The 25609-nt window shown below is 62.1% G+C and carries 21 protein-coding genes; 15 read left to right on the top strand and 6 right to left on the bottom strand.

What is annotated here, in order from left to right; all coding sequences use genetic code 11:
* Positions 1-4 precede the first annotated feature (4 nt).
* The 15 genes from J0663_RS27610 (at position 5) to mmsB (ending at position 17732) form a co-directional block, all read left to right on the top strand.
* The gene (locus J0663_RS27610) at positions 5-1165 is read left to right on the top strand and encodes a glycosyltransferase family 4 protein (RefSeq protein WP_207245570.1); all 1161 of its coding nucleotides are present in this window, start codon (positions 5-7) and stop codon (positions 1163-1165) included.
* On the top strand, positions 1152-3251 hold the full coding sequence (locus tag J0663_RS27605; RefSeq protein WP_207245569.1) for a hypothetical protein: 2100 nt from the start codon (positions 1152-1154) through the stop codon (positions 3249-3251). Before J0663_RS27610 ends, J0663_RS27605 begins: the two co-directional genes overlap by 14 nt.
* Positions 3248-4135, top strand: coding sequence for a DUF6492 family protein (locus J0663_RS27600; RefSeq protein ID WP_207245568.1), 888 nt, complete (start codon positions 3248-3250; stop codon positions 4133-4135). The genes J0663_RS27605 and J0663_RS27600 overlap by 4 nt, the downstream gene beginning before the upstream one ends.
* Entirely contained in the window at positions 4132-4959 is an 828-nt protein-coding gene (locus tag J0663_RS27595) for a hypothetical protein (protein ID WP_207245567.1), read from the top strand. The genes J0663_RS27600 and J0663_RS27595 overlap by 4 nt, the downstream gene beginning before the upstream one ends.
* On the top strand, positions 4952-5953 hold the full coding sequence (locus tag J0663_RS27590; protein ID WP_207245566.1) for a glycosyltransferase family 2 protein: 1002 nt from the start codon (positions 4952-4954) through the stop codon (positions 5951-5953). The genes J0663_RS27595 and J0663_RS27590 overlap by 8 nt, the downstream gene beginning before the upstream one ends.
* Before the next feature lie 2 nt (positions 5954-5955).
* On the top strand, positions 5956-7335 hold the full coding sequence (locus J0663_RS27585; protein ID WP_207245565.1) for a polysaccharide biosynthesis protein: 1380 nt from the start codon (positions 5956-5958) through the stop codon (positions 7333-7335).
* A 16-nt stretch (positions 7336-7351) separates the two neighbouring features.
* Positions 7352-8533, top strand: a complete 1182-nt coding sequence (locus J0663_RS27580; protein ID WP_207245561.1) for a glycoside hydrolase 5 family protein — start codon at positions 7352-7354, stop codon at positions 8531-8533.
* Positions 8534-9157: 624 nt separating this feature from the next.
* Positions 9158-9658, top strand: a complete 501-nt coding sequence (locus J0663_RS27575) for a hypothetical protein (protein WP_207245560.1) — start codon at positions 9158-9160, stop codon at positions 9656-9658.
* A gap of 656 nt (positions 9659-10314) precedes the next feature.
* Positions 10315-11520 carry an ABC transporter substrate-binding protein gene (locus J0663_RS27570; protein WP_207245559.1) on the top strand — a complete coding sequence of 402 codons (1206 nt, stop codon included), beginning with the start codon at positions 10315-10317 and terminating at the stop codon, positions 11518-11520.
* A 5-nt stretch (positions 11521-11525) separates the two neighbouring features.
* The gene (locus J0663_RS27565) at positions 11526-12308 is read left to right on the top strand and encodes an ABC transporter ATP-binding protein (RefSeq protein ID WP_207245558.1); all 783 of its coding nucleotides are present in this window, start codon (positions 11526-11528) and stop codon (positions 12306-12308) included.
* Complete coding sequence (locus J0663_RS27560) at positions 12308-13009, top strand: ABC transporter ATP-binding protein (RefSeq protein WP_207245557.1); 702 nt, start codon at positions 12308-12310, stop codon at positions 13007-13009. Before J0663_RS27565 ends, J0663_RS27560 begins: the two co-directional genes overlap by 1 nt.
* A gap of 226 nt (positions 13010-13235) precedes the next feature.
* The gene (locus J0663_RS27555) at positions 13236-14123 is read left to right on the top strand and encodes a branched-chain amino acid ABC transporter permease (protein ID WP_207245556.1); all 888 of its coding nucleotides are present in this window, start codon (positions 13236-13238) and stop codon (positions 14121-14123) included.
* Position 14124: 1 nt separating this feature from the next.
* Entirely contained in the window at positions 14125-15114 is a 990-nt protein-coding gene (locus J0663_RS27550; protein WP_207245555.1) for a branched-chain amino acid ABC transporter permease, read from the top strand.
* Positions 15115-15245: 131 nt separating this feature from the next.
* Complete coding sequence (locus J0663_RS27545; protein WP_207245554.1) at positions 15246-16841, top strand: GMC family oxidoreductase; 1596 nt, start codon at positions 15246-15248, stop codon at positions 16839-16841.
* 9 nt (positions 16842-16850) lie between these two features.
* Entirely contained in the window at positions 16851-17732 is an 882-nt protein-coding gene (mmsB, locus tag J0663_RS27540) for a 3-hydroxyisobutyrate dehydrogenase (protein ID WP_207245553.1), read from the top strand.
* A gap of 10 nt (positions 17733-17742) precedes the next feature.
* Here mmsB and fhuB read toward each other — a convergent pair whose 3' ends face one another.
* The 6 genes from fhuB to J0663_RS27510 all read right to left on the bottom strand — a co-directional run bounded on the left by fhuB (position 17743) and on the right by J0663_RS27510 (position 25569).
* Positions 17743-19731 (bottom strand): Fe(3+)-hydroxamate ABC transporter permease FhuB, encoded by a 1989-nt coding sequence (gene fhuB / locus J0663_RS27535; RefSeq protein ID WP_207245926.1) that lies wholly within the window; start codon positions 19729-19731, stop codon positions 17743-17745.
* On the bottom strand, positions 19724-20608 hold the full coding sequence (locus J0663_RS27530; protein WP_207245552.1) for an ABC transporter substrate-binding protein: 885 nt from the start codon (positions 20606-20608) through the stop codon (positions 19724-19726). The genes fhuB and J0663_RS27530 overlap by 8 nt, the downstream gene beginning before the upstream one ends.
* Positions 20609-20611: 3 nt before the next feature.
* Entirely contained in the window at positions 20612-21391 is a 780-nt protein-coding gene (locus J0663_RS27525; protein WP_207245551.1) for an ABC transporter ATP-binding protein, read from the bottom strand.
* A 93-nt stretch (positions 21392-21484) separates the two neighbouring features.
* Entirely contained in the window at positions 21485-23644 is a 2160-nt protein-coding gene (locus J0663_RS27520) for a TonB-dependent siderophore receptor (protein WP_207245550.1), read from the bottom strand.
* 163 nt (positions 23645-23807) lie between these two features.
* Positions 23808-24692, bottom strand: a complete 885-nt coding sequence (locus tag J0663_RS27515; protein ID WP_207245549.1) for a helix-turn-helix domain-containing protein — start codon at positions 24690-24692, stop codon at positions 23808-23810.
* A gap of 118 nt (positions 24693-24810) precedes the next feature.
* A complete protein-coding gene (locus tag J0663_RS27510) occupies positions 24811-25569 on the bottom strand; it encodes a fumarylacetoacetate hydrolase family protein (protein ID WP_207245548.1) in 759 nt (252 codons plus the stop codon).
* Positions 25570-25609 lie beyond the last annotated feature (40 nt).

The following is a 25609-nucleotide window of genomic DNA, read 5'->3' as shown; positions in this document are numbered from 1 at the left end:
CCGCATGATGCGCATTTTGATGCTCAGCGCGAGATACCTGCCTTTTGCCGGAGGAACGGAAACCCATGTCAGCGAGGTCGCAAGCCGGCTCGTGCGCAAGGGGCATGCGGTGACGGTATTGACGGGCAATCCCGACGGCCTTCTTCCGGCAGCGGAAACCCGAGACGGCGTGCAGATTGTCAGGCTGAAGACGTTTCCCCGTGGGCGGGATTGGTGCTTCGCTCCCGGCGTGTTCAGGGCGGTTGCCGAAGGGGATTGGGACCTGATGCATGTTCAGGGCTACCACACCTTCCTGGCACCGCTGGGAATGGCCGCCGCATCGCGCAAAGGCCTTCCTTTCGTGGTCACCTTTCACAGCGGTGGCCATTCGTCGCCATTTCGGACCTCGATCCGGCGCCTCCAACATAGAATGCTTGCGCCTCTGGCTGCCAGGGCAGCGCAACTCATTGGCGTGTCGCGATTCGAAGCGGATCTCTTCAGCCGGAGTATGGCAATCGCGAGAGATCGGTTCATCGTTATCCCCAATGGCGCGCGCCTGCCGGAAACATCCGGGCGGCGACCGGCTTCGCCTCACGACAGGCCGCTGATTGTCTCGCTCGGCAGGCTGGAGCGCTATAAAGGTCATCATCGGGCGCTTGCTGCATTTCATGTCCTGGCACAGAAATTCCCTGATATGCGCCTTCGGATCCTGGGAGAAGGACCCTATGAGGCGAAGCTGCGTCAGCAGGTGGCCGAGCTCGGGCTTGGCAACCGTGTCGAGATCGGGGCAATTCCGCCTGCCGACCGGTCTGCAATGGCCGATCTTTTGTCTTCGGCCGCTCTCGTCGTACTCCTCAGCGATTATGAAGCTCATCCCGTGGCGGTTATGGAGGCGCTTTCGGTCAAGGCTCCCGTACTGACCGCCGACACATCCGGCTTTCGGGAGCTGGCTGAGGAGGGCCTCGTGCGATCCGTTCCGCTCAACGCTTTGCCAGACTTCATCGCGCGTGAAATGCTGGCGGCCATGGACGCGGGGCCGATCTCAATCGAGACGAGGTTGCCGGACTGGAACGATTGCACGGACCGGCTGCTGGTGGTGTACAAACGCGTCCTTTCGCATCCGCAGCCTGAACTGCGAACCGGTCCTGCACTGCTTGGAGATTTGAAGCACCATGACCGTTGTTAAGGGGCGGGCTTCTCCAGGCCGGCAGAAGGCCTACCAGGACGGAGCTTATCGTCATGGTTATCCAGGAAGGGTTTCCATTCCACGCGTCGGTCTGTGGATCGCCGCATTTCTGGGCCTGCGCAGGCAGGACAGCGCGGTCGGGGACGTTGCCGATCCTTCATCGCTGGGGATGTCGCCGGTCTTTGCCTTCCTATGCGGCTGCGCCCTTGTTGTGGCCGCTCTTGCTGCAAATGCCAGTCGGCTGGGAGAGGGCTGGGCGGTTCCAACGTTCTATTGCGCCATCGCCGCGATCTTTCTCCCCGCGGCGGCGCGAATCATCCATCCGGGAGCCAGCCGCCTGGAGCGCTTGGCGCTCATAGTGATCGTCACCTCAGCCCTCTTCGTGGTACGTCTCATCCGCGCGCCCGTCGCCTTCATAGACCATGACGAGTTCCTGCATTGGGCGACGGTGAACGACATTCTGGAGGCGGGACGACTGTTCCTGCCCAATCCGCTTTTGCCGGTCAGCCCGCTCTATCCCGGGCTGGAGCTCATAACGTCCGCTTTGGTCAGCCTCTCCGGACTGTCCGTTTTCGCGGCAGGCCTCATTGTGTTGGCGGCGGCACGGATGATGCTGATGCTCACGCTATTCCTGCTCTTTGAGAAGATCACGGGCTCGGCACGGATCGCCTCCATCGCCTGCCTGATCTATATGGGCTCGTCCACGTTTTTGCTGTTCGACGTCCACTATTCCTATGAAAGCCTGGCGATCCCCATGCTTGCGGCGGTGCTGTTGGCTTCGGAAAGCCGACGCATGGAGCGAAGCGACGCGGCAGCCTGGCCGACGGTCGTCGCCGCCATGGTCCTGATCGTGGCGCTTGCGGCTACTCATCATCTCACCTCCTATTTTTGCACGGCCCTTCTGTGCGCCACGGCGGTGATGGAAAGCCTGAGACAGGGCGCGTCCGCTATGCGGAGGCGGCAGGCGATCCTGCTGGCCTTGATCGCCGTGATTGCTCCGGTCGCCTGGTCGAAGATCGTCGGGAATCCCACCGGCGGCTACATCCTTCCCGTACTGGCGGGCGGCCTGCACGAGGTAGCGCAACTCGTGTCGAGTTCGACCTCGACGCGTAAGCTTTTCGTGTCGGACACGGGAGCCTTAGCGCCTGCTTGGCAACGTTACCTGACGATGGCGGGCGTCGCGCTAATCTGCCTGGGACTTCTCACCGGCTTTCTCCGCTCGCTCGTTTTCAACGGGCAGCCTCGGAATGCGAGCATCCTCTGGCCGCCGACCAGATGGCGCCTATGGCGGTCAAGCCTCCTCGTTGTCCTCGTTCTGGTGACGCTGGCCTACCCCCTCAGCATCATCTTCCGCCTGACGCGCAGTGGGTGGGAGATCGGCAACCGCATCGGCTCGCTATCCTTTCTCGGCGTCGCAATTGTCGTCGCGGTGGCCGTTGCGGCGTTCTGGCACGGCACGTCGCGTGGCTGGCTGCGCGCAACGGCGCTTGCCGCCGCCGCAACGATGGTGCTGATTGCTGGCGTCATCAGCTCCGAGGGACCACGTATCCTGGTTCCGGCCGGCTATGAAGTGTCGGCCGACTCCTCGTCGATAGAACCGATGGGGATCAGCGCCGCAAGGTGGACCAGGGAATGGCTGGGCGGCGACCAGCATTTCGCAGCCGACCGGATCAATCGCCTGCTCCTGTCCACCTACGGCCGGCAAAAGGTCTCGACCACGCTCGAGAGTGGGCAGGATACAGGCATGGCCATCACTGCAGCCGATCTCGGTCCGATGGAACGCAAGCTGCTGATCGACTCGGGAATCGGTTTCGTCATGGTCGACCTGCGCATGACCACCGGCCTGCCTGGTGTCGGCGTCTATTTCGACGGCGGCGCGCAAGACCGAAACCACATGGTCCCCCTCCAGTCGTCGTCGCTGCTCAAGTTCAATTCCGAGCCCGATGTCGACCGTAGCTTCGACAACGGCTTCATGGTCATTTTCGACGTCGGGCGGCTCGGGAAAACACGGCAGCCCTCCGTCCCCGGTAAGCGGACTGGAGAGCCGGCGCAATCCTTGGGACGAACAGACGGAGATTCGCGATGATCGATAGCCGTATCGACGCTTTCATGTGCGTCCATTCGCGGGACATCGAATATTTGCTCGAAGCGTCCCTTCGCTCCTACCAGCAGCATTTCCCCGATAAGGGAAACCTGACCATGGTCACCGACAACCCGGCCGCTTTAAGGGTCTTCCTCGACGCGAAGGGTCTCATGCCCGGCGCCGCCGTCACCGGCGACAACGACTGGCTTTCGGCCAGCGAACTGGAACTTCCCGGCTGGTTTCGGCAGCAGATCATCAAGCTGCGTGCCTTCGAATTCTGCAGGACCGAGCATTTCTGTAATCTCGGCGCGGACACACTGCTGCTGCGGCCCATCGCGAGGAACGATCTGATCGACGGGCGCGAACCGGTTCTCTATTATTCCAGCCACAGGCTTCCCGATCTGCACTACCGTTTCGAGAAGAAACGGTTGCGCAATGTTGCGAAGATCCTCGGCGTCGCGCCGGCCCGGTCTTCTCGCTACGTCGATTTCATCAACGATTTCTTTTGCTTCAAGCGCGAATGGCTCATTGCGCTGAATGACTACATCGCGGCGAAATACGGCTCAAAACCCTACGTCGAGTTGCTCAAGGGGCTGAGCGCGTCAAAAGACCAGACACGGTTCGGGGAATGGACGCTCTATTCCGTCTTTCTGCTCGATGTGATGCACCAGTCGCCGACGATGCGCGATGCGCGCGGGGCCTATCTGACGCAGATCCATAGCCGTCTCGGCCTCACTCTGAGCCGGCTGGACAGCAAGATCGTTCATCTCGTCCAGAAATCCTTCGACCCGAACGTGATCCGCCAGAAACTCATGAAGGTGAACCCGGGTGCCGCTCAGATCATCGGCGCGACGGCATTGGCGGATGCAGGAGCTCCTCCCGGATGATGGCCCGCCGTGTCTTTCTGGGAACCATTCCGCTGTGGGTTCTTGCCGCTGCGTCGGCCGTAACGTGGCTGCCCGAAACCTTTTCGACCTGGGAGAAGGCGGTCCGCCTGGCGCTCTGCGCGCCGCTGATACTCTATCTCCCGGGGCGCATGCTGGCGGACACCCTGCGCATAGAAGGCGATATGGTCACGAGGGGGACGCTCTCGGTGTTCCTGAGCTTTGCGGTCTGCATTTTTTTGGGGCTTCTGCTGCATGTCGTCGGGCATCTAGATGCGCGAGGCTGGGTCTACGCGTTGGGCCTGACGACGATCGCCGTTCGGTGGCTGAATGTCGTTTTGCAGTTCGCAAGGCCGGTTCCAGCCATTCCCTGGGCTTGGCCCGGCCGCCGTTTTGGGGTCTTCGCAGCGTCCATGGTCTTGGCGACGGGTTCCGTCCTCGTGGCGCGCCCGGTCGCGCTTGAACGCAAGCCGTTTCATTTCACCGAGCTTTGGATGGTGCCCAAATGGAACTGGACGAACAATGTGGTAACGGTCGGCGTGCGCAATTCGGAAGACGCCAAGACGCTTTACAGTCTTGACCTTGTTCTGGGCGGCACATTGATTGGAACGATGCCAGCCTTCGAACTGGCACCTTCCTCCACCCAAACCTTCGAATTCTCCGTGCCGACAAAAACGAGCCCCCCCGCACGGCTGGAAGCCTGGCTCTACAAGGACGGCGACAGGGGAACGATCTACCGCAAGGTCTGGATGACCATCGACACGCTCCAGTCCCCGGCACCGACCGGAATAACCCTTCAGTCCGCTCCGGGGACGAAAAATGGATAATGTCCAGCACCCCGTGCCCGGCAAGCTTACGACGGCAATCGTCATCTGCTGTTATTCCGACAAGCGCTGGGACATTCTCAACAAAGCAATCGAGGCGGCAGCGCGCCAAGTCCCGCCCGCGGACGAGATCGTCGTCGTCGTCGATCACAACCCGGCGCTCGCTCTGCGTCTGCGCACCAAGCGCTTCGAAACGCTGGTCAGGATCGTCGAGAATATTGATCCGCCCGGCCTCTCCGGCGCCCGCAATACCGGAATTTCTGTCAGCTCCGGCGAGGTCATCCTGTTTCTCGACGACGACGCCGTGTCGGATCAAGATTTGCTGGCGACCTTGGTGCGGCAACTGGAGGATCCCTCGGTTCTGGGCGCCGTGTCCGCTATCCGCCCGTTGTGGGAAACAGACCGTCCGTCCTGGTTTCCCGACGAATTCCTGTGGACCCTCGGCTGCACCTATCGCGGCCTTCATCCGGGGCCGGTGCGCAACCTCATCGGCGCGTCCATGTGCATCCGCCGCGACGTCTTCGATCATACGGGCGGCTTCGATTCCGGCTTGGGGCGAACGGCCAAGGCCTTGCCGCTCGGATGCGAGGAAACAGAACTCTGCATCCGGGCAACCAGGGCCCTGCCGGATGGCCGTTTCGTTTTCGAGCCATCGAGCGGCAGCGATCACGCCATCCCCGCCGATCGCGCGACGTGGAAATATTTCCTTCATCGATGCTGGGCCGAAGGGCTTTCGAAGGCAAGCCTGTCGTTGATGGCAGGCTCCGGCGAGGCGTTGGCGTCGGAAAAGACCTATATGACGACGACGTTGCCCCAAGGGGCTATGCGGGGATTCGCTGATCTGTTGCTTGGCCAGCCGAGCGGCCTTCTTCGCGCCGTCGCGTTGGGTGCCGGCCTGGCGGCTACCGCGGCCGGCTTCGCTTTCGGCCGGACCCGCGCTGCCCTTACGCGACCGTTCACCTCCGTTCCTGCTCGCGCTCTCGAACCGGTGGAATAGGCATGATGACCCTCAGCGCCGCCACGACCAAGGTCCGCAGCCTCCTGTTAAATCAGGCGGTTTTGCTCCTCAATGCAGGCATGCTGGGGCTTGGAACGTTGGTGACGGCCATTCTCGGCTTCGTCTACTGGTGGTTCGCGGCGCGTTCCTTTTCGGCCGAAGCTGTTGGCTTCGCCGCCGCTGCCTTATCGTTGATGAATCTCCTCGCGAATCTCGGTGAAGTCGGTCTCGGGCCCTTCCTGATGGGCGAGATAGGCCGTCAGAAGAGAGCGGGCCCCTTTCTGACGGGCGCCCTCCTGGCCTCGTTCAGCGCCTCCATCGTCGTGGGGCTGATCTATCTTGTCATCGCAGCCTATACATCGACGCAGCTTGGCTCGATCGTAGGTTCCTCCGCGACCGATCTCTTCTTCGTCGCGGGTTGCGCTCTGACGGCCGTGACCCTCGTGCTGGACCAAGCCCTGGTTGGCCTTCTGCGCAGTGGCCTTCAACTGACCCGAAATGTCGTCTTTGCCGCCAGCAAGCTTCTTCTACTGATGGCTCTCGGCCTGACACTTGGCCGGGCGACCAGCGGACTGGAGATCTTCACCACCTGGTTTACCGGGCAGCTTGTCTCGCTGGTCGTCGTGGCCGGGCTTCTTGTTTATGCCGGCGGACGCGTTTTCCACCGGCCGGAGATCCGCGCCTTCCGCCCGGTGCTCGGACAGGTTTTCGGCCATCATACGCTCAGCATGGCTGTTCAGGCGCCGGCGCTGCTGTTGCCCTTCGTCGTCACGGTGATGCTGTCCGCTGAGATCAACGCCGCCTTCTATGCAGCCTGGACGGTGCTGAACGTCGCGCTTCTCGTCCCTGCCTCACTCGCCTCGGTGCTGTTTGCCATCGCTATGCGGGAGCCGGAGCTATTTCCTTCGCGCCTGCGCCTGTCGCTCGGCTTGTCGATGCTGGTCTGCGCGGCGACCGCCTTGGCGTTCCTCTTCCTGTCAGGCTTCATGCTCTGGATATTCAATCCGGCCTATGCCGTGATTGCGGGAAATGGCCTCCAGTTTCTTGGAGTTGCTGCTTTCGGAATGGCGTTGAAGTATCATTATCTGGCGGTTCAACGTGTCCGACGGCGCCTGGGTTTTGCCACGCTCGTCCTGACCGGCGGTGCGCTGCTGGAGATCGCAGCCGCCATCGGCGGTGCGCAATTCGGGCTCGCCGGCACAGCCAACTTCTGCGTCATTGCCGTTTCGCTGGAAGGCCTGCTTCTGTGCCCGGCATTGTATTGGGCCACCCGGCACACTGCGACCCAGTCCACCATCGCACCATCAGCGGCTGCCGATGCCGCGACCTACGGCAATTCCCTCGACGAGACAGACCAAATCGGAATTGCGTCACGGGCTTGAAAGGGAGTTTCTTCGCATGAGGCGTATTCATCATTTCCGGAATTTCGCCATCGGCGCGGCGGCGCTGGCGCTTTTTTGGTCTGCTCAGGTCGGACCTACGGACGCGCAGTCATCTGCGCAGCAGTCTTTCGTCACGACGAAAGGGGGGGGCTTCCTTCTGGACGGCAAGCCATTTCGCGTGGCCGGCGTAAACAACCACTATCTGACATTTGGCTCGCCAGGCGAGGTCACCCGTGTGTTGGACGATGCCACGGCAATGGGTGCCAATGTGGTGCGCACCTTCCTGCAGCCGGTGATAGGATCGCTGGACGGCCGGGTGCCGACGATCTGGAATTCAAAAAGCACGGCCGATTCCAGCAATTTGGGAACCAAGGGCATCTATATGATGAGTTGGGATCCGATAACCAACAAGATGGTTCCCAACGACGGACCTGACGGCCTGCAAAAGGTCGATTACCTCATCGCCGAAGCGGCGAAGCGCAAGCTTAAGCTGATCCTCGCATTCGTCGATTTCTGGGCCTATACAGGCGGTGCCCAGCAGATGAACGCCTGGTACGGCAGTTCGGACAAATACACCTTTTTTGCCGCCGATCCGCGAACCCGACGCGATTACAAGGCATGGGTCCGGCATGTTCTGTCGCGCGTCAATACGATTACCGGTGTACGCTATTCCGATGACCCCACCATATTTGCCTGGGATCTGGCCAACGAACCTGACATCCATCCCAAACCGCTCCTTCATGACTGGGTGTCGGAAATGTCAGCCTATGTCAAATCCCTGGCACCGAAACAGCTGGTAACGACGGGCCATGGGAACATGGATCAGAAGCTGGCGGATATGAACATTCCGAGCGTCGATTTCGGCACGTGGCATGGCTACCCATCCTACGTCAAAATGAGCCATTCCGATTTCGATGCCCGCATTCGCGAATACTGCGCGATCGGGCGGGATATCGGAAAACCGGTGATCCTGGAGGAGTTTGGAATTCCGCGATCCGATGCCGATCAGGCAAACGCCTATCGAACGTGGCTGAACACGATCGCCACGTCGGATTGCGGAGGCTGGGTGGTCTGGCGGCTCACCAGCACCCAGGACTCGGGCCTCTATCCTGAGGACGACTACGACAAATTCGACATCCATAATGATGGCAGCCCTGCTTGGCAGGCTCTGCGCGAAGCCGCCCTCAAGCTTCAATAATCAGGGCCACCGGCGCCATTCCGCCGCCAGCATCGAAGGTGGAGGCCGATATCAAGACGAAAACATGCGTGACACGACGATCGGAAGCGCGCCCGCGAACCGGGATGGTTGCGCGAACGGACGAGTGACAGCGATCTCAACACGCCAGAGTATTGACCTAAATGCTTCCATATTTTGCGATCTAAACTGGCTCGCTAGCGTCCTTTCCGGGTCAGCTTGAAGCATTCTGCCGGAGCAGGCGATTGGCGAAGGGCATACCTCTTGGTACGTCCGAGCCGATCGCCTTTGATCCCGATGCCCGGCCCTAGCTGGTTTGCAAGCAAACCACCGGGGGTTGGCTGAAACGGGCCAGCTGATCGACCGGCCGGCTTGGCCGTAGAGCTGGGCTACGACGCGCGCCGGCGGCCGACCATCCGACTCCGAATGAGCCAACAGAATGCTGCAATCTAACCCGGAAAGGCTCTAGCTTCGCCAAATATTCGCGGTATATCCAGGATATCGGGGACAAACTGGAGATTTTCGAAGGTCGGCAGTTATGAATAATGCGGACGGCTCGCTCCGAGAAGCGGTATCGTATATTGACTCATCATCGGGCTATCCCGATTCGAAAGAGGGAATCCGGCAGTGAACTCTTCACGCTTTCTCCAATCAATCGTCGAAGCCGAATCCCATGATACACGCCTGAATTTCACCCGTGCCGCGATTTTTCAGCTTTATAGTGCTTGCCTGCCGACCGGTTCCGCGCCGGCTCAGTTTTCCGTCGAACTCACTCTATCTGAAGAAGCGGTCACGCTCGTCGTGCGGCCGTTCGTCAATAAGGTCGAAGCACTTGGCGGGCTTGTGAAATCCCTGTTTTCGACAAACGCAGAGACCGTACTGCGAGCCCTGCCATGCAGGGTGGAGGATAGGCTTGGATCAGGCATTGGATTGATACTTTTCGTCGACGATGAGCCGATGATTACCATCGGATCTCTTGCAGATGATAGCGGACTGTTTCTTCGCCAGATCGAGCCGGCATCCAGGACGACCTCCGGGGTTGCCACGATCGGTGCGGTGGTAGGCCAACGACTTGCCAGTGTGGTTCCTATTCCGACTGGATCTCTGGATCTGCGTAAGCCGAAATAACTGACGGTTAACCGAGGTCTGCCTCGCTTTTCAAGCCCAGGTCGGCTGAGCTGCGACATGCGTGCGCTGAGCGGGCGCGGTTTCAGCCCTGCCGTACATCGCACGCTCGATCGCCTCCAGCGGTTGGCGGGGTTGTGGAGCGGACTTTCGCATGGCTTGGCAAATGTTGGCCAAGGATTAAGAAAATCAATCGCTTCAGCCGAAGCGTGGATTATCATCGCTCCCATCCGCATCCACCCGGCGGCTCGCCAAGATCTGTCATCGTCAAGACCGTTGGATGGGAGTTTAGGAGTACGGCTACACGGCGTCGTTTGCGCCTGAGTGGATCGCCCTTCAACTGCAGCGGCGTGCTGATCTCAATATACGAATACGCGATTGGTCTTTCGTCTAATGCTGCCATGCCTGCCCAGGCTGCGAAACTGCCCTATTTCTAGGGCTAAGCGCTTACCATTTCGCGCTTTAGGAGCGTTTGCTGGAATTGCCTAGTTTGTCCCTGTTCAAAAACGAACAGATACTGTTTGGAATTAGTTGTAAATCACCCGTTGCTTCAACACGGAATTTCCGTGATCGTAAGGCGAGGGTCGGCCGTTCTGAGGAGTGCGGCTGGCCAAATCTGAACAGATCCGCAATTTGGCTCATCTCTGGGAGGAGAGAATATGGGAAAGAATCTCATCGCGTCCGTTGCATTTCTGCTTGCGAGCAGCACGGCGGTGCTCGCGCAGAGCGCGACCGACGGCAAGGTCAAGGTCGGCATTCTGAATGACCAGTCGGGCGTTTATGCCGACTTCGGCGGCAAGTCTTCCGTCGAGGCCGCCAAGATGGCGGTCGAGGATTTCGGCGGCAAGGTGCTCGGCGTTCCGGTCGAGATCGTCGATGCCGACCACCAGAACAAGCCGGATATCGCCTCCAACATCGCCCGCCAGTGGTACGACACCGAGCAGGTGGATGCGATCATGGAATTGACGACCTCGTCGGTGGCGCTCGCCGTACAGGCAATAGCCAAGGAGAAGAAGAAGATCGACATCGTCACCGGTGCGGCGACGACTGATCTCACTGGCAAGGCCTGCTCGCCTTACGGCTTCCACTGGGCCTATGACACGCATGCGCTGGCCGTCGGCACCGGCGGCGCCCTCGTCAAGCAGGGCGGCGACAGCTGGTTCTTCCTGACCGCCGACTATGCCTTCGGCTATTCCCTGGAGCAGCAGACCAGCGAATACGTCAAGGCGAGCGGCGGCACGGTTGTCGGTGCCGTCCGCCATCCGCTGTCGAGCCAGGACTTCTCGTCCTTCCTGCTGCAGGCCCAATCATCCGGCGCCAAGGTGATCGGCCTCGCGAATGCCGGCCTCGACACCTCGAACGCCATCAAGCAGGCGGCCGAATTCGGCATCACCCAGGGCGGCCAGCATCTGGCGGCGCTGCTCTTCACGCTCGCCGAGGTCCATGGCCTCGGCCTCGAGGCGGCGCAAGGCCTGACGCTGACCGAAGGCTATTACTGGAACCGCGACGACGAAAGCCGCGCCTTCGCCAAGAAGTTCTTCGACCGCACCGGCAAGATGCCGAACATGGTCCATACCGGCACCTATTCGGCAGTGACGCAATATCTGAAGGCGGTGCAGAAGGCCGGCACCGACGAGACGGATGCCGTCGCCAAGCTGCTGCATGAAATGTCCGTGGACGACGTCTTCGGCCGCGGCGGCTCGGTCGGCGCCAACGGCCGGATGATCCACGACATGTACCTGTTGCAGGTCAAGAAGCCTTCCGAAAGCAAGGAGCCGTGGGATTACTTCAACGTTCTCGCCACCATCCCCGGCAAGGAAGCCTATATCGATCCCGCCAAGAGCGGCTGTGATCTGGTGAAGTAAGCATCATGGCGGTTTCCGCGATTGAAACTCAGGCCAAGCCGCGGGTGGTATTGTCAGCCCGCGGCCTGCGCCGTGATTTCGGCGGCTTCACGGCCGTCAAGAACGTCGATCTCGACGTGCACGATGCCAGCGTCCATGCGCTGATCGGCCCGAACGGCGCTGGCAAGACGACGGTCTTCAACCTGCTGACGAAGTTCCTGCAGCCGACGGCGGGCACGATCACCCTGATGGGCACCGATATCACCGGCACGCCGCCCGACAGGGTGGCGCGCATGGGATTGGTGCGCTCCTTCCAGATCTCGGCGGTCTTTCCGCATCTCTCGGTCCTCGACAATGTGCGCGTGGCGCTGCAGCGGCCGAACAACCTTTCCACGCAGTTCTGGCGGCCGCTTTCAGCACTCGACCGGCTGAACGAGCGCGCCGAGCAGCTGCTTGCCAGCGTCGGCCTTTCCAAGGAGCGCGACCATATCGCCGCCGATCTTTCCTACGGCCGCAAGCGCGTGCTGGAGATCGCCACGACACTGGCGCTGGATCCGAAGGTGCTGCTGCTCGACGAGCCCATGGCCGGCATGGGGCTGGAGGATGTCGGCGTCGTCTCGGCAATCATCCGTGAGGTCGCCCGCGATCGGGCAGTGCTGATGGTCGAGCACAATCTCTCCGTCGTCGCCAATATCTGCCAGCATGTCACCGTGCTGCAGCGCGGCGAGATCCTCGCCGAGGGCGATTATGCCACCGTCAGCCAGGACGAGCGCGTGCGCGTCGCTTACATGGGCACGGAGGAGCACTGATGGCCGCTCTGCTCGAAGTCCAGGGACTGAACGCCTGGTATGGCGAAAGCCATATCCTGCACGGCGTCGACATGCGGGTCGGCGAAGGTGAGACGATTACCATTCTCGGCCGCAACGGCGTCGGCAAGACGACGACGCTACGCACCATCACCGGAATCGTGCGCGCCCGCAAGGGCAAGATCAATTTTGCCGGCAGCGACATGATGCAGGTACCGCTGCACAAGACCGCACACCGGGGCATCGGCTTCGTGCCGGAAGAGCGCGGCATCTTTTCCACGCTCACCGTTTCGGAAAACCTGCTGCTGCCGCCTGTCGTGGCAGGGGGCGGCATGACGCTCGACGAGATCTACGAGCTCTTCCCCAATCTCTACGAGCGGCGCGGCAGCCCGGGCACCAAGCTTTCCGGCGGCGAGCAGCAGATGCTGGCGATCGCCCGGATTCTCCGCACCGGTGTGCGGCTGCTCATTCTCGACGAACCGACGGAAGGGCTTGCGCCGGTCATCGTTCAGCGCATCGGCGAGGTGCTGAAGACGCTGAAGGAACGCGGCATGACGATCCTGCTCGTCGAGCAGAACTTCCGTTTCGCTAGCCGTATTGCCGATCGCTTCTATCTCATGGATCATGGGCAGATGGTGTCGGAATTCCCGGTCGGCGAACTGCCGCAGCGCATGGATACGCTGCACAAGGTTCTGGGAGTCTAGGTATGGTGATGACCATCACATGTGCTTCCAGGGTATTGGACGTCAACATCTCCTCCCTCATCCCTGTGCTTGTCACAGGGATCCAGCAGCGCCGCGTCGGCGGCGCGGGAGAGTCATTTCGGCCCAAGGACTTGGGCCGGCTGGATTCCTGTGACAAGCACAGGAATGAGGAGGGTAGACGGCTGCGCATGGTCGAAATCGACCTTCGCCTCGGGAGTGTGACCAGATGACGATGATCTTCGGCATTCCCCTGCAGGCACTGCTCGGCCAGCTGTTGATTGGCTTGATCAACGGCTCGTTCTATGCGCTGCTGAGCCTCGGCCTCGCCATTATTTTCGGCCTGCTCAGGGTGATCAACTTCGCCCATGGCGCCCAATATATGCTCGGCGCCTTCGTCGCCTATCTGCTCTTGACCTATGCCGGCATCGGCTACTGGCCGTCGCTGATCCTCGCGCCGGTCATCGTCGGCCTTGCCGGTGCCATCATCGAGCGGCTGTTCCTGCGCCAGCTCTATGATCTCGATCCGCTATACGGCCTGCTCTTCACCTTCGGGCTGGCATTGGCGGTCGAAGGCACCTTCCGCTATCTCTACGGTTCGTCCGGCCAGCCCTATGCGACGCCCGCAGCCCTTGCCGGCGGCGCCAACCTCGGCTTCATGTTCCTGCCGATCTATCGCGGCTGGGTGGTCGTCGTCTCCCTCGTCGTCTGCCTCGGCACATGGCTGCTGATCGAGAAGACCAAGCTCGGCGCCTATCTCCGGGCTGCGACCGAAAACGCGGTGCTGGTGCAGGTTTTCGGCGTCAACGTGCCGGTGCTCCTGACGCTCACCTATGCGCTCGGCGCCGGCCTTGCCGCCTTCGCCGGGGTGCTGGCGGCGCCGATCTATCAGGTCTCGCCGCTGATGGGCTCGAACATGATCATCGTCGTCTTCGCCGTGGTCGTGGTCGGCGGCATGGGATCGATCATGGGCGCGATCGTGACCGGTTACGTGCTCGGCATCGCCGAAGGCCTGACCAAGGTCTTCTATCCCGAGGCCTCCAACACCGTGATCTTCGTCATCATGGCGATCGTGCTTCTCATCAGGCCCGCGGGCCTCTTCGGCCGGGATGCTTGACATGGCTGACATCACCGAAACCATCCGAACGGAAAAAAGCCGAACCGCCCTGTCGGTGCAGGCAGGCTTCCTCGCCATCGGGCTGTTGCTGCTCCTGCTCGCGCCGTTCTTCTTCTATCCGATCTTCCTGATGAAGCTGCTCTGCTTCGCGCTCTTTGCCTGCGCCTTCAACCTGCTGATCGGCTATACGGGCCTGCTTTCCTTCGGCCACGCCACCTTCTTCGGCGGTGCGGCCTATTTCACCGCCTATACGGTCAAGGCATGGGGCTTGCCGCCGGAACTCGGCATCCTGATCGGCGTGGCGGGGGCTGCCCTTCTCGGCCTCGTCATGGGCTTCTTCGCGATCCGCCGCCAGGGGATCTATTTTTCGATGATCACGCTGGCGCTGTCGCAGATGTTCTTCTTCTTCTGCCTGCAGGCGGAGTTCACCGAGGGTGAGGACGGTATCCAGTCCGTGCCGCGCGGCCATCTCTTCGGCTTCATCGATCTGAACAGCTCGACCAACATGTATTATTTCGTGCTGGCCGTGTTCCTCGTCGGCATACTGATCATCTGGCGCTTCATCAATTCACCCTTCGGCATGATCCTGAAATCGATCCGCGAGAACGAGCAGCGGGCGATCTCGCTCGGTTATTCGGTGGCGCGCTACAAGCTCGGCGCCTTCGTCATGTCGGCAGCGCTGGCAGGTCTGGCGGGCGCGGTGAAATCGCTCGTCTTCCAGTTCGCGACGCTCACCGATGTCGCCTGGCAGATGTCCGGCGAGGTGATCCTGATGACGCTGCTCGGCGGCATCGGCACGCTGATCGGCCCGCTCTTCGGCGCGGGGTTGGTGGTGGTGCTGCAGAACTACCTCGCCACGTCGGAATTTCCAGTGACGATCATCACAGGCGTCGTCTTCATGATCTGCGTGCTGATCTTCCGCCGCGGCATCATCGGCGAATTCTACGCCTCGCGGCTGGGACGGAAACTGGGCTTCGTCTATCGCCGCTGAGCGGGCGGACCTCTCTTTTCCGGGAAAGCAGCCTCTTCCCCGGGGAAGAGACGGGCGGCGGTTGAGATTTTCCTCTTTCCCCGCGCCGCGGGGAGGGGGATGCGGCAGGCATCTGGAAAATTCGGGCGCATATGGATCGTTACGACTACATCATCATCGGGGCAGGCAGCGCCGGTTGCGTGCTTGCCAACCGGTTGTCCGCCGACGGCAGGAGCCGGGTACTGCTGCTCGAAGCCGGCGGCAGCGACAACTACCACTGGATCCATATCCCGGTCGGCTATCTCTATTGCATCAACAATCCGCGCACCGACTGGTGCTTCACCACGGCGCCGGAAGTGGGGCTGAACGGCCGGTCGCTGAGCTATCCCCGCGGCAAGGTGCTCGGCGGCTGCTCATCGATCAATGGCATGATCTATATGCGCGGCCAGGCGCGCGATTACGATCTCTGGCGGCAGATGGGCTGCACCGGCTGGGGCTGGGACGATGTTCTGCCGTTCTTTCGCAAGTCCGAGGATTTTTACCGCGGCGCCGACGACATGCATGGGGCCGGCGGCGAATGGCGCATCGAGAAGGCGCGGGTGCGCTGGGCCGTGCTCGATGCCTTTCAGCAGGCGGCCAGGGAAGCCGGAATTCCGGAGACGGAGGATTTCAACCGCGGCAGCAACGAAGGCTCCGGCTATTTTGACGTCAACCAGCGCTCGGGCATCCGCTGGAACACGTCGAAGGCCTTCCTGAGGCCAGCGATGCGGCGCCCCAACCTGACCGTGCTGACCAAGGCACAGGTCCGGCGGCTGTTGGTGGAGGAGGGGGCGGTCGCCGGCGTCGAATTCCAGCACCAGGGCGTGGCGAAGCGCGCCTATGCAGCAAAGGAAACCGTTCTCTCGGCCGGTTCGATCGGCTCGCCGCATATTCTGGAACTGTCGGGCATCGGCAGGGGCGAGGTTCTCAGCCAAGCCGGAGTCGATGTCGTCACCGAGGTGAAGGGTGTCGGCGAGAACCTGCAGGACCATCTGCAACTGCGCCTGGCCTATAAGGTGACGGGTGTGCCGACGCTGAACGAGAAGGCGACCCGGCTGATCGGTAAGGCGGCGATCGGGCTCGAATATCTCGTGCGCCGTTCCGGCCCGATGGCGATGGCGCCGAGCCAGCTCGGCATCTTCACCCGCTCAGGCCCCGACCGGGAAACGCCTGATCTGCAATATCACGTGCAGCCGGTGTCGCTGGAAAAGTTCGGTGACCCCGTCCATCCCTTCCCGGCAATCACCGCAAGCGTCTGCAATCTGAGGCCAGAAAGCCGCGGTTCGGTGCATCTGTCGAGCCCGGATTTTGCCGCCCAGCCGACGATCAGCCCGAAATACCTCTCGACGCAGCGCGATCGTGACATAGCTGTCCGTTCCATACGGTTGACGCGCAGGATCGTCGCGCAGCCTTCTTTCGCCCGTTTCCGGCCGGAGGAATTCAAGCCGGGACCGAGCTATCAGACGGAGGCCGACCTGGAGCGGGCGGCCGGCGATATCGGCACGACGATCTTTCATCCGGTCGGCACCTGCCGCATGGGAACCGACCGGGACAGTGTCGTCGATCCCCGGCTGAAGCTCAGGGCGCTTGGCAAGCTCAGGATCGCCGATGCCTCGGTGATGCCGTCGATCACCTCGGGCAACACCAATTCGCCGACGATCATGATCGCCGAAAAGGCGGCGGCGATGATTCTCGAAGACAACCGATAGGAGAAGACCATGGCAAGGATCGCATTCATCGGGCTTGGCAATATGGGCGGGCCGATGGCGGCCAATCTGGTCAAAGCAGGCCACGAGGTCCTCGGCTTCGATCTCGCGGCCCCGGTGCTGAAGGCGGCCGAGAAAGGCGGCGTCAAGCCGGCAAGCCATGCCAGCCAGGCGGTCAAGGACGCGGAAGTCGTCATCACAATGCTGCCGCAGGGCAGGCACGTGCTGACGGCCTGGACCGACATCCTCCAGACCGCGGCGCAGGATACGCTGGTCATCGATTGCTCCACCATCGATGTCGACAGCAGCCGCAAGGCGCATGAAATGGCCAAGGCCGCGAGCTGCCCGTCGCTCGACGCGCCGGTTTCCGGCGGCACCGGCGGCGCGGCTGCCGGCACGCTGACCTTCATGGCCGGCGGTTCGGACGAGGCCTTCGCCCGGGCGAAACCGATCCTCGAGGCGATGGGCAAGAAGATCGTTCATTGCGGCGAGGCGGGTGCCGGCCAGGCGGCGAAGATCTGCAACAATATGATCCTCGGCATTTCGATGGTCGGCGTCTGCGAAGCCTTCGTGCTGGCCGAAAAACTCGGCCTCTCGCACCAGGCCCTGTTCGACGTCGCCTCGACCTCATCGGGACAGTGCTGGTCGATCAACACCTATTGCCCGGTGCCCGGGCCGGTCCCGACCTCGCCGGCCAACAACGATTACAAGCCGGGCTTTGCCGCAGCGCTGATGCTGAAGGATCTGAGGCTGTCGCAGGAGGCGGCGCTCGCAAGCGGCGCCTCGACGCCGCTCGGTGCGGAAGCGGCTCAGCTTTATGCGCTGTTCGACAAGCAGGGCAATGGCGGCAGGGATTTTTCCGCCATTATCGAGATGTTCCGCGAAAAGGCGTGAGCGCTGCGTGCTATTCTCCCGCGCTCCGACGCGACAGCAGCCAGATCAGATAGGGGCCGCCGATCAGGGCGGCGAAGAGGCCGACCGGCACCTGATAGGGATAGATGACGACGCGCGACAGCCAATCCGCCGCCGTCAGCACGCCGGCGCCGAAGATCAGGCTTGCCGCAAGCTGGTGGCCCGGCGCGCGGAAGCCGGCCAGGCGCGCCAGATGCGGCGCAATCAGGCCGGTGAGGCTGAGCGGCCCGACCAGGAACGAGGCGATCGCCGTCATCAGCGCAGCGAAGATGGCGAGCACCAGGCGGCTTGCTCCGACGGGAAGGCCGACGGCGCGGCTCAAGCCGGTTCCGAGCGGCAGGATCGTCAGCCAGCGGCTGAGGAAAGGCAGCGGCGCGGTCAGCGCGACCAGCGAGATGACGGCTGTCCAGGCTTCGAAGGCGCCGGCGCGGTTGGTCGAGCCGGAAAGCCAGGTGAGCAGGATATAGCCGCGCATATCACCCTGGGCGAGCACCATCGTTACGACCGCCATCGCGAAGGCGCTGATGCCGACGCCCGCCAGCAACATGCGTTCCGGCGAGAATTGCGCGCGCGCTGAGATGGTGATCATGGCGAGGAAGGCGGCCAGCGCGCCGATCGCCATTGCCATCAGCATGATGGCAGGCGAGGGAAAACCGAAGAGGAAGAGCGCCACCGTCAGGCCCGCGCCGGCGCCGCCGCTGACCCCGAGGACCTCCGGGCTCGCAATCGGATTGCCTGTCATGCGCTGCATGAGGAAGCCTGCCGCCGCCAGCATGGCGCCTGCCGCCGCCGCCACGGTCGTCCGCGGCAGGCGGAAGGGCAGGAGGTCGATGAGGAGTGCGCCGGTCGCGACATGCCAGCCGTCATCGGCGGGGCCGACGGTGAGGACGAGGGCAAACAGCAGGGAGAGCGCAATCAAGAGGATGGCTAGGGCTTGAAGCGGTTTTACCAGCCTCTTCGAGGCTCCGGCCGGCCGGGCGGCAACGACTGAAACGGAGTGGATGCGCGGCAGCAGGAAGAGCAGCAGTGGTCCGCCGAGCAGGGCGGTCGCCGCCCCCGTCGGCACGAGATCGGTGAAGCCGGGGCCGAGGATTTGGGTGAGGCAATCGGTCAGGAAGAGCAGTCCGGCGCCGGTCAGCGGTGCCGTCACGATCAGCCTGTCTGTGCCGCGCGCCCCGGCAAGCCTTGCGATTGCCGGGGCAGCGAGGCCAAGGAAACCGATTATGCCGACCTCTGATGTCACCGAGGCGGCTAGCCAGACGGCGAGGGCGACGATCCCGAGGCGAGTGGAGTGCAGGGCAAGGCCGAGGCTTCGGGCGCCGCCGTCGTCGAGCGCGAGGATGCGGAGCGGCCGAACCAGCAGCAGGGCCGCGATGAAGCCGAGGACAAGCCGGGGGGCGAGCGAGACGACGCCGTTCCAATCCTGCTGGCTGAGCGAGCCGGCGCCCCAGATATAGATCGACATGGCATATTCGCCGCGCGCCAGGATTAGCGTGACGCTGAGGGCCGAGGCGATAAGGCTGACGATCATGCCGGAAAGCGCCACGCTTACCGGATCGAGCCCGCGCCGCCAGCTCAAAGCCAGGACGATGGTGACAGCTGCAAGCCCCCCGCCAAAGGCCGCCACCTCGCGTGACAATCCGATGAGCAGGGGCGAGACGCTCATGGCTGCCGTCATCGCCAGTTCCGCGCCGGAGGCGATGCCAAGCGTGGAGGCATCGGCGATCGGATTGCGCAGGACACGCTGCAGCAAAGTGCCGGAAAGGCCGAGGGCAGCGCCGGTGATCAGGGCCAGCACGGCGCGGGGCATGATGCCGTCCCAGAGCAACACGCTGTTCAGCATGGCTGCGCCGGCATCGCCGTGCGGAACCTCGGGACGCGTCACGACGAGGAGCGCAAAGGCAGCAATGCAAAGTGCGGCCAGGATCAGCCCGGGAACCGGCATGCTCGCGCTTCGCGACAGCCTGGCGCGGCTAACCATTCCATGCATGGCCAAGCCCCTCCGCCAACAGATCGGCAAAGCGGCTGGCCGCCGGCAGCGCGCCATAGGGGTTGACCGCGCCGAGCGTCAGCACCCGCTTCTCGCGCACGGCCGGCAGGGCGTTCCAGAAGCTGCTGGCGGAGAGTGTGGCGATCGCGTCGGCCGGATGTGGTGGGATCATGATGATCCAGGCGTTGGGTATCGATGCCAGGGCCTCGATGCCGATGGGGGCTGCGGCGGAGTAGCTGGTCGCGCCCTGCCAGGCATTGCTGAGGCCGACGCGTTTCAGCACCTCGCCGAACATGCTGTCGGAGCCGAAGACGCGGAAATGCCTGGCATCGCCGAGATTGATCGGGATGACCGGGCGTCCGTCGCCGGCGGCAAAGAGAGACCTATACCGATCGAGCCTTGCGGAAAGCTCCTCGGTCAGCTCTTTGGCAGCGGCAAGCTGCAGGCGCTCGCCGATCGCAAGTGTGACTTGCTCGGCCAGCAGAAAGGGGCTTTCGCGGGGCTTGTAGATCGCATGGCTTTCCACCGGCGCAATCAGCCGAATACGTTCGTCCGCCCAGGCATAGAAATTCGAATTGAAGATCAGGTCCGGCCGCGCAAGCCGCAGCACCTCGAAATTCGGCGTGCCGCGCAAACCCAGATCGGATACCGTCGCCGGCACTTCAGGCGTGACGGCCGCCTCGCGGAATTGCCGCAGCTCCGTTGCCGCAACGACGTTGGCGCCGATTGCCAGCAGGGTTTCGAGCAGCGCCCAGTCGAGCGTCGCGACGCGTACGCTCCCCGCCGCCCGCGACAACGCGGGAGCGGAGAGCGAGGCCGCCGCACCGGCCAGAAACTGCCTGCGGGAGAAGTAGGCCAGAAAAGCCATGACCTACAACAGATAGCTGACCGGCTCGTTTCGAACCGGATGCGGGAAGACGCCCATGCCGACGCCGAAGATCGATTGCAGCTTGTCGGCCTGCATGATCTCGGCGGGCGTGCCCTCGGCGGTGATCCGGCCGCGATTGAGCGCGATGATCGCGTCGCAGTAGCGCGCGGCGAGATTGATATCGTGCAACACGATGACGACGGTCAGCCCGCGCTCGTGGCTGAGCTCCTGCACGAGCGATAGCACGCTCGCCTGATGGGCGAGATCGAGCGCCGAAGTCGGTTCGTCGAGCAGCAGGCAACGGGCGTCCTGAGCAAGCATCATGGCGATCCAGGCGCGTTGCCGCTCGCCGCCGGACATGGCGGCGACGAGGCGATCAGCAAAATCTTCGAGCTCGGTGCGGACGATCGCCTCCTCGACCATCCTGCGGTCGGTGGCGGTAAAGCGGCCGAGCGTGCCATGCCAGGGGAAACGGCCGAGGGCGATCAGTTCGCGAACGCTCATCCCGTCGGTCGCCGGCGTGAATTGCGGCATATAAGCGACGTGGCGGGCAAATTCCCGGGCGCCCCAGTCGCTTGCCGGCTTGCCGCCGAAGGAGACGGCGCCGGATTTTGGCGTGATCTGGCGGGCGATGATCTTCAGAAGCGTGCTCTTGCCTGAACCGTTTGGACCCACCAGTCCGTAAATGCGGCCGCGCTCGAGCGTCACGTCAATGCCGGAGAGGATGGATTTCGGCCCGATGGCATAGTCTATTCCTGACAGGGCAAGGAAAGGCGAAGGCATGGTCTGCTCCAGGTTCGGCGCTGCAATGGGACCGGGAGGGCAAGCCCTCCCTTCTCCAGCAGGTTCCTGCAAAACTAAACTCAGATTGTCAACTTACCACTTCCTGCTGAGCTTGAAGGTGACGGTGCGGGCATCGCCGTAACCGCAGACGGTCAGCGCGCTGCAACCCTTGACATATTCCTTGTCGAAGAGGTTCGTGACGTTGAGCGAGGCGCCCCAGTCTTGCCTGTCGTAGCGGATCGCGGCGTCGACGAGGGTGGCGGCCGGCACCTTCTGGGTATTGGCTTCATCGGCCCAGGACCAGCCCTGATGGCGCACACCCGCGCCGAAGCTCATGCCCTCGAAGGCACCTGTCGTCAGCGTATAGTCGATCCACAGGGAGGCGGTCACCTTCGGCACGATGTAGGGCGAATTGCCGACGAGAGCCGGATTGGCCTCGTTTTCCATTACTTCCATGTCCGTATAGGCAAGCGAGGCCAGAACCTTCCAGTTCTCGTTGATATTGACCTTGCCTTCAAGTTCGGCGCCGCGCGAAACGACCTCGCCGAGCTGGCTTTGGGCGAAGGTCACGGGATTGGTGACCGTGTTGTTGCGCTTGGTGATGTGGAAGACCGATGCGGTCAGCGAACCGTCGAAGAAGCTCGGCTCATATTTGATGCCGCCTTCGAATTGTTCGCCTTCCTCCGGCTTCAGCGCGCCCGAGACGCCTGTGCCGATCAGCGGATTGAAGAACGTACCGGCGCTGACATAGGGCGTCAGGCCATTGTCGAGTTCATAGGCAAGGCCGATACGGCCGCTGACGGCGCTGTCGTTGGTGCTGTAGGTTGTGCCGATCACGGCATCCTGGTTGATGTCGACATAGTCGTAGCGACCGTTGAGCGTCAGCAGCCAGCCATCACCGAAATGGATACGGTCCTGGGCATAGACGCCGATCTGGTTCTTGGTGATGACATTGTCGGCATAGACAAAATTGGCACCTTGCGCCGTGCCGTAGACGGGATCGGTGGCGCTGATCGGATTGGAGCCGCAGCAGGACTGCCAATTGTCGAGGCGGTAATAGGTATAATCGAGCCCAACGAGCAGGTTATGCGTGGTGCCGCCGATTTCGGCCTCGCCTTCGAGCCGGTTATCGATCGAGAAGGTATCGACGCCTGAGCGGCCTTCGAAGCCGATGCGCGCCAGCTGATAATCCGGTCCTGTCGGCACGCCGCCGACCCAGCCGTTCAGGTAGGGCCCGACTTCATGCTTGTCGAGCCGGCCGTAGCGGGCGTTCTGGGAGAACTTGATGCCATTGTCGAATTCATGCTCGAATTCGTAGCCGAACATCTTCTGTACATAGCTGCCGTCATCGATGTCAGGCTCGCCATAGAAGGCGTCGCGATCGATCTTGCCGAAAGGCGCGTCCTCGACCGTGCCGACATAGGGGAAGAAGCCGTTGCCGGTATGGACCTGGTCGAGGCCGGCGAGATAGCCCCAGACGGTGAAGCTCGTGCTGTCATCCGGCGAAATCGTCAGCTGCGGCATGATGAAGCCGCGCAGATCCTCGGAAAAATCCGAATAGTTGTCGCCGCCGGCGACCTTGCCGGTGATGCGATAGCTCATCGTTCCGCTGGAGCCGATCTTGTCGGAGACATCGAAACCGGTGAAGGCGTTGCCGTTGCTGTTGATGCCGATCTCCGTATAGAAGAGCGGCTCGTCGAGCGGGCGCTTGCGAACGAGGTTGACGATGCCGCCGGGGTTTGATCCGCCGTAAAGTACGGAGGCGGGACCCTTGAGCACCTCGACGCGCTCCAGCATGAAGGGATCGAGCTGGAAGCCTCCGAAGCCGTAGCTGAAGAGTGTCAGATTGTCGAAGAAGACGCCAGTCTGCGTCGCGTCGAAGCCGCGGATGTAGAACCAGTCCGTATCGCCGTCGTTGCCGAAGGGCTGCGATGTGACGCCAGGCGTATAAAGCAGCGCCTCGTCGATCTTGTTGGTGATGCCGCGGTCTTCCATTTCCTCAGTGCCGATGACGGAAACGGATTGCGGGATTTCATTAAGGGGAGTGTCGCTCTTGGAGCCGGTGGAGGAGTTCTTGGCGACATAACCTTTGACCGGACTGGTCGCGGTGTCGCTGCCGCCCTGGATGACGATCGGCTCAAGCTCCGTCGAGGTTGCGTCCTGCGCCGAGGCGATGCCCGCCATCAGGCCGGCGAGCGCAACGCCTGCCAACAAACTTGTCTTGAAGATGGGACCCCTGGTCTGCCCACGCATGTCTTGTACCCCACTCGTGCCGCGACGCTGACCACGCGGCGAAACCTTGAATAAGATGAGTGCCTAACTCAATTTTATTGGGTGGGCTTGTCTCGATCGACGAAAATTGAACGTTCTTGGGCAATTCTCCGCATTGCAAACAATTGCCCAATGAGCGTTGCCGTCAGGCAACTTGAGCCTTCTTCCAGCTTGCCGGCGTGGTGCCGACATGTTTGCGGAAGACGCGGGTAAAATGCGCCTGATCGGCAAAGCCGGTTTCGGCGGCGATGGCCGTCAGCGCATATTGGCTCTCGATGAGCAGCCGCTTTGCTTTGTCGAGCCGGGCATTGGTCTGCCATTGATGGGGAGCGATGCCGGTCGAGGCTTTGAAGGCATGGCTGAAATGCGATTGCGAGAGGCCGGTCAGGTCGGCGAGTTCCTCGAGGCGGATATTGCGCAGGCAGTTTTCTTCGATGAAGTCGGTGGCGCGGCGAAGCTGCCAGCCGGCGAGTTTGCTGCGTTTGCGTGGCACGGCCCTGGAAAGCTTCAGTACGTCGATGATCAACGCCAAGGCAAGGCCGTCGCCATAGAGATCGTGCAGCGGCTCCGGATTGAGGCATTCGGCAGCGACAAGCTGCGCGAGCGCCAGGACCCGTTCATCGGAAAACAGAAGCTGGGGACTTTCCAGCCGGCGCGGGTCGATATCCTCCGTCAACCGGCGGCTGATGGTGCCGGCATCGAAATGCAGGTCGAGATGGCGCACCGAGTGCACGTCGGTCAGCTCGGCCCAGACTTCCATGCCGGCCGGCACGTAGGAGATCGGCCGTTTTTCCGTGTCCTGAACGGCGCCTTGCGCTCTCGGCGAAAGCTTGATGCGCGAATTGCCCGGTCCGCGTTTGTCGAGCATGATGAAGAGCCGCGGATCCTGTGAGACATAATAGCCGCCAGCATAAGAGGCGCATTCTACATCCCAGACATCGGCGACGATGCCGTTCCACAGGCGGCGATGCACGCCGCCCATGACGGAAAAGCCCTGGATCTTGTTCTGCATCCGCGGTTGAAACGTCATTTTCATTTTCCGCCTCCGGCCACGCGCCAGAGTAAACCTTCAGTTAATAGTCAAGTTTATTTACAATAGGCGGAAGCGGATGACAATCACCAATCCGGAGACCAAAATTACAGTCAGATCATGCCTGCGACACCGAGAAGCTCAGCCTGCTGTCGCCGAGCAGGATGTCGATCTCGCCGGGTTCGCTCAGTTCGATCGCGCCGCTCAACGTGCCTGTCGTGATGAGCGCACCCGCCTTCAGCGATGTTTCAGGGCGCAGCCCATCATTGGCGTAATCGACGAGCCAGGTGAGAACATCACCCTTTGGATGCCGCGCCGGACCGTCATAGATGGTGCGACCGGCATAGGTGACCTTGAGCGGCGTGCCGCCGGCAGTGTCGACGGCACTATTGTCCAGCTTCGGGCCGAGCACGTAGCCGCTGTTGCCGAGGCGGTCGGCGAGGAACAGTAGAAACGAAACGCCGCCGCTTTCCCTGACGGCGCTGACCAGCAGTTCGGCGCCGAGATAGACAGCGGAGATCGCCTCGACAACTTCGGCGCGATTGTACGGCACACCTGAGCGGATCGGCAGATCCTTGCCGAGGCGGACGGCGATCTCGGTTTCGAATTTCAGACCCGGATACCACGGAATGTTGGCACCCGAGACGGCTTCGACGTAAGGGTGCAAGGGGGCGGTGACGGCTTGGGCCTGCGGGGAGACCGTCACCTTCCAGGCATTGCTGGAAATACCGTCCGCTGCTGCCAGAAAATTCTGCGCCTCCATCGCCTGATGCAGATCGGCCGGCAGCGAAAAGGTGCTCGTTTCCTCCTGCCTGGCGGCTCGGCGCAGGCTGTGAAGCGAGGATGCAAGGCCACGCGGATCGAATGTCTCTGTCATGATGTCTCCTCGAATGATTTTCGAGGTGCACACTAACCGC

This window comes from Rhizobium lentis (genome assembly GCF_017352135.1).
GTDB lineage: Bacteria > Pseudomonadota > Alphaproteobacteria > Rhizobiales > Rhizobiaceae > Rhizobium > Rhizobium lentis.
The sequence above is the reverse complement of the archived record's forward strand: the minus strand, read 5'-3'. Positions and strand labels throughout refer to the sequence as shown.

Excerpts from the sequence above, each read along its gene's own strand:
- J0663_RS27515 (WP_207245549.1), bottom strand. The coding sequence starts at position 24,692 with ATGACGTTTCAACCGCGGATGCAGAACAAGATCCAGGGCTTTTCCGTC.
- J0663_RS27545 (WP_207245554.1), top strand. The coding sequence starts at position 15,246 with ATGGATCGTTACGACTACATCATCATCGGGGCAGGCAGCGCCGGTTGC.
- J0663_RS27570 (WP_207245559.1), top strand. The coding sequence starts at position 10,315 with ATGGGAAAGAATCTCATCGCGTCCGTTGCATTTCTGCTTGCGAGCAGC.
- mmsB (WP_207245553.1), top strand. The coding sequence starts at position 16,851 with ATGGCAAGGATCGCATTCATCGGGCTTGGCAATATGGGCGGGCCGATG.
- J0663_RS27610 (WP_207245570.1), top strand. The coding sequence starts at position 5 with ATGATGCGCATTTTGATGCTCAGCGCGAGATACCTGCCTTTTGCCGGA.
- J0663_RS27525 (WP_207245551.1), bottom strand. The coding sequence starts at position 21,391 with ATGCCTTCGCCTTTCCTTGCCCTGTCAGGAATAGACTATGCCATCGGG.
- J0663_RS27600 (WP_207245568.1), top strand. The coding sequence starts at position 3,248 with ATGATCGATAGCCGTATCGACGCTTTCATGTGCGTCCATTCGCGGGAC.
- J0663_RS27510 (WP_207245548.1), bottom strand. The coding sequence starts at position 25,569 with ATGACAGAGACATTCGATCCGCGTGGCCTTGCATCCTCGCTTCACAGC.
- J0663_RS27555 (WP_207245556.1), top strand. The coding sequence starts at position 13,236 with ATGACGATGATCTTCGGCATTCCCCTGCAGGCACTGCTCGGCCAGCTG.
- J0663_RS27530 (WP_207245552.1), bottom strand. The coding sequence starts at position 20,608 with ATGGCTTTTCTGGCCTACTTCTCCCGCAGGCAGTTTCTGGCCGGTGCG.
- fhuB (WP_207245926.1), bottom strand. The coding sequence starts at position 19,731 with ATGGTTAGCCGCGCCAGGCTGTCGCGAAGCGCGAGCATGCCGGTTCCC.
- J0663_RS27550 (WP_207245555.1), top strand. The coding sequence starts at position 14,125 with ATGGCTGACATCACCGAAACCATCCGAACGGAAAAAAGCCGAACCGCC.
- J0663_RS27565 (WP_207245558.1), top strand. The coding sequence starts at position 11,526 with ATGGCGGTTTCCGCGATTGAAACTCAGGCCAAGCCGCGGGTGGTATTG.
- J0663_RS27595 (WP_207245567.1), top strand. The coding sequence starts at position 4,132 with ATGATGGCCCGCCGTGTCTTTCTGGGAACCATTCCGCTGTGGGTTCTT.
- J0663_RS27520 (WP_207245550.1), bottom strand. The coding sequence starts at position 23,644 with ATGCGTGGGCAGACCAGGGGTCCCATCTTCAAGACAAGTTTGTTGGCA.
- J0663_RS27590 (WP_207245566.1), top strand. The coding sequence starts at position 4,952 with ATGGATAATGTCCAGCACCCCGTGCCCGGCAAGCTTACGACGGCAATC.
- J0663_RS27605 (WP_207245569.1), top strand. The coding sequence starts at position 1,152 with ATGACCGTTGTTAAGGGGCGGGCTTCTCCAGGCCGGCAGAAGGCCTAC.
- J0663_RS27560 (WP_207245557.1), top strand. The coding sequence starts at position 12,308 with ATGGCCGCTCTGCTCGAAGTCCAGGGACTGAACGCCTGGTATGGCGAA.
- J0663_RS27585 (WP_207245565.1), top strand. The coding sequence starts at position 5,956 with ATGATGACCCTCAGCGCCGCCACGACCAAGGTCCGCAGCCTCCTGTTA.
- J0663_RS27580 (WP_207245561.1), top strand. The coding sequence starts at position 7,352 with ATGAGGCGTATTCATCATTTCCGGAATTTCGCCATCGGCGCGGCGGCG.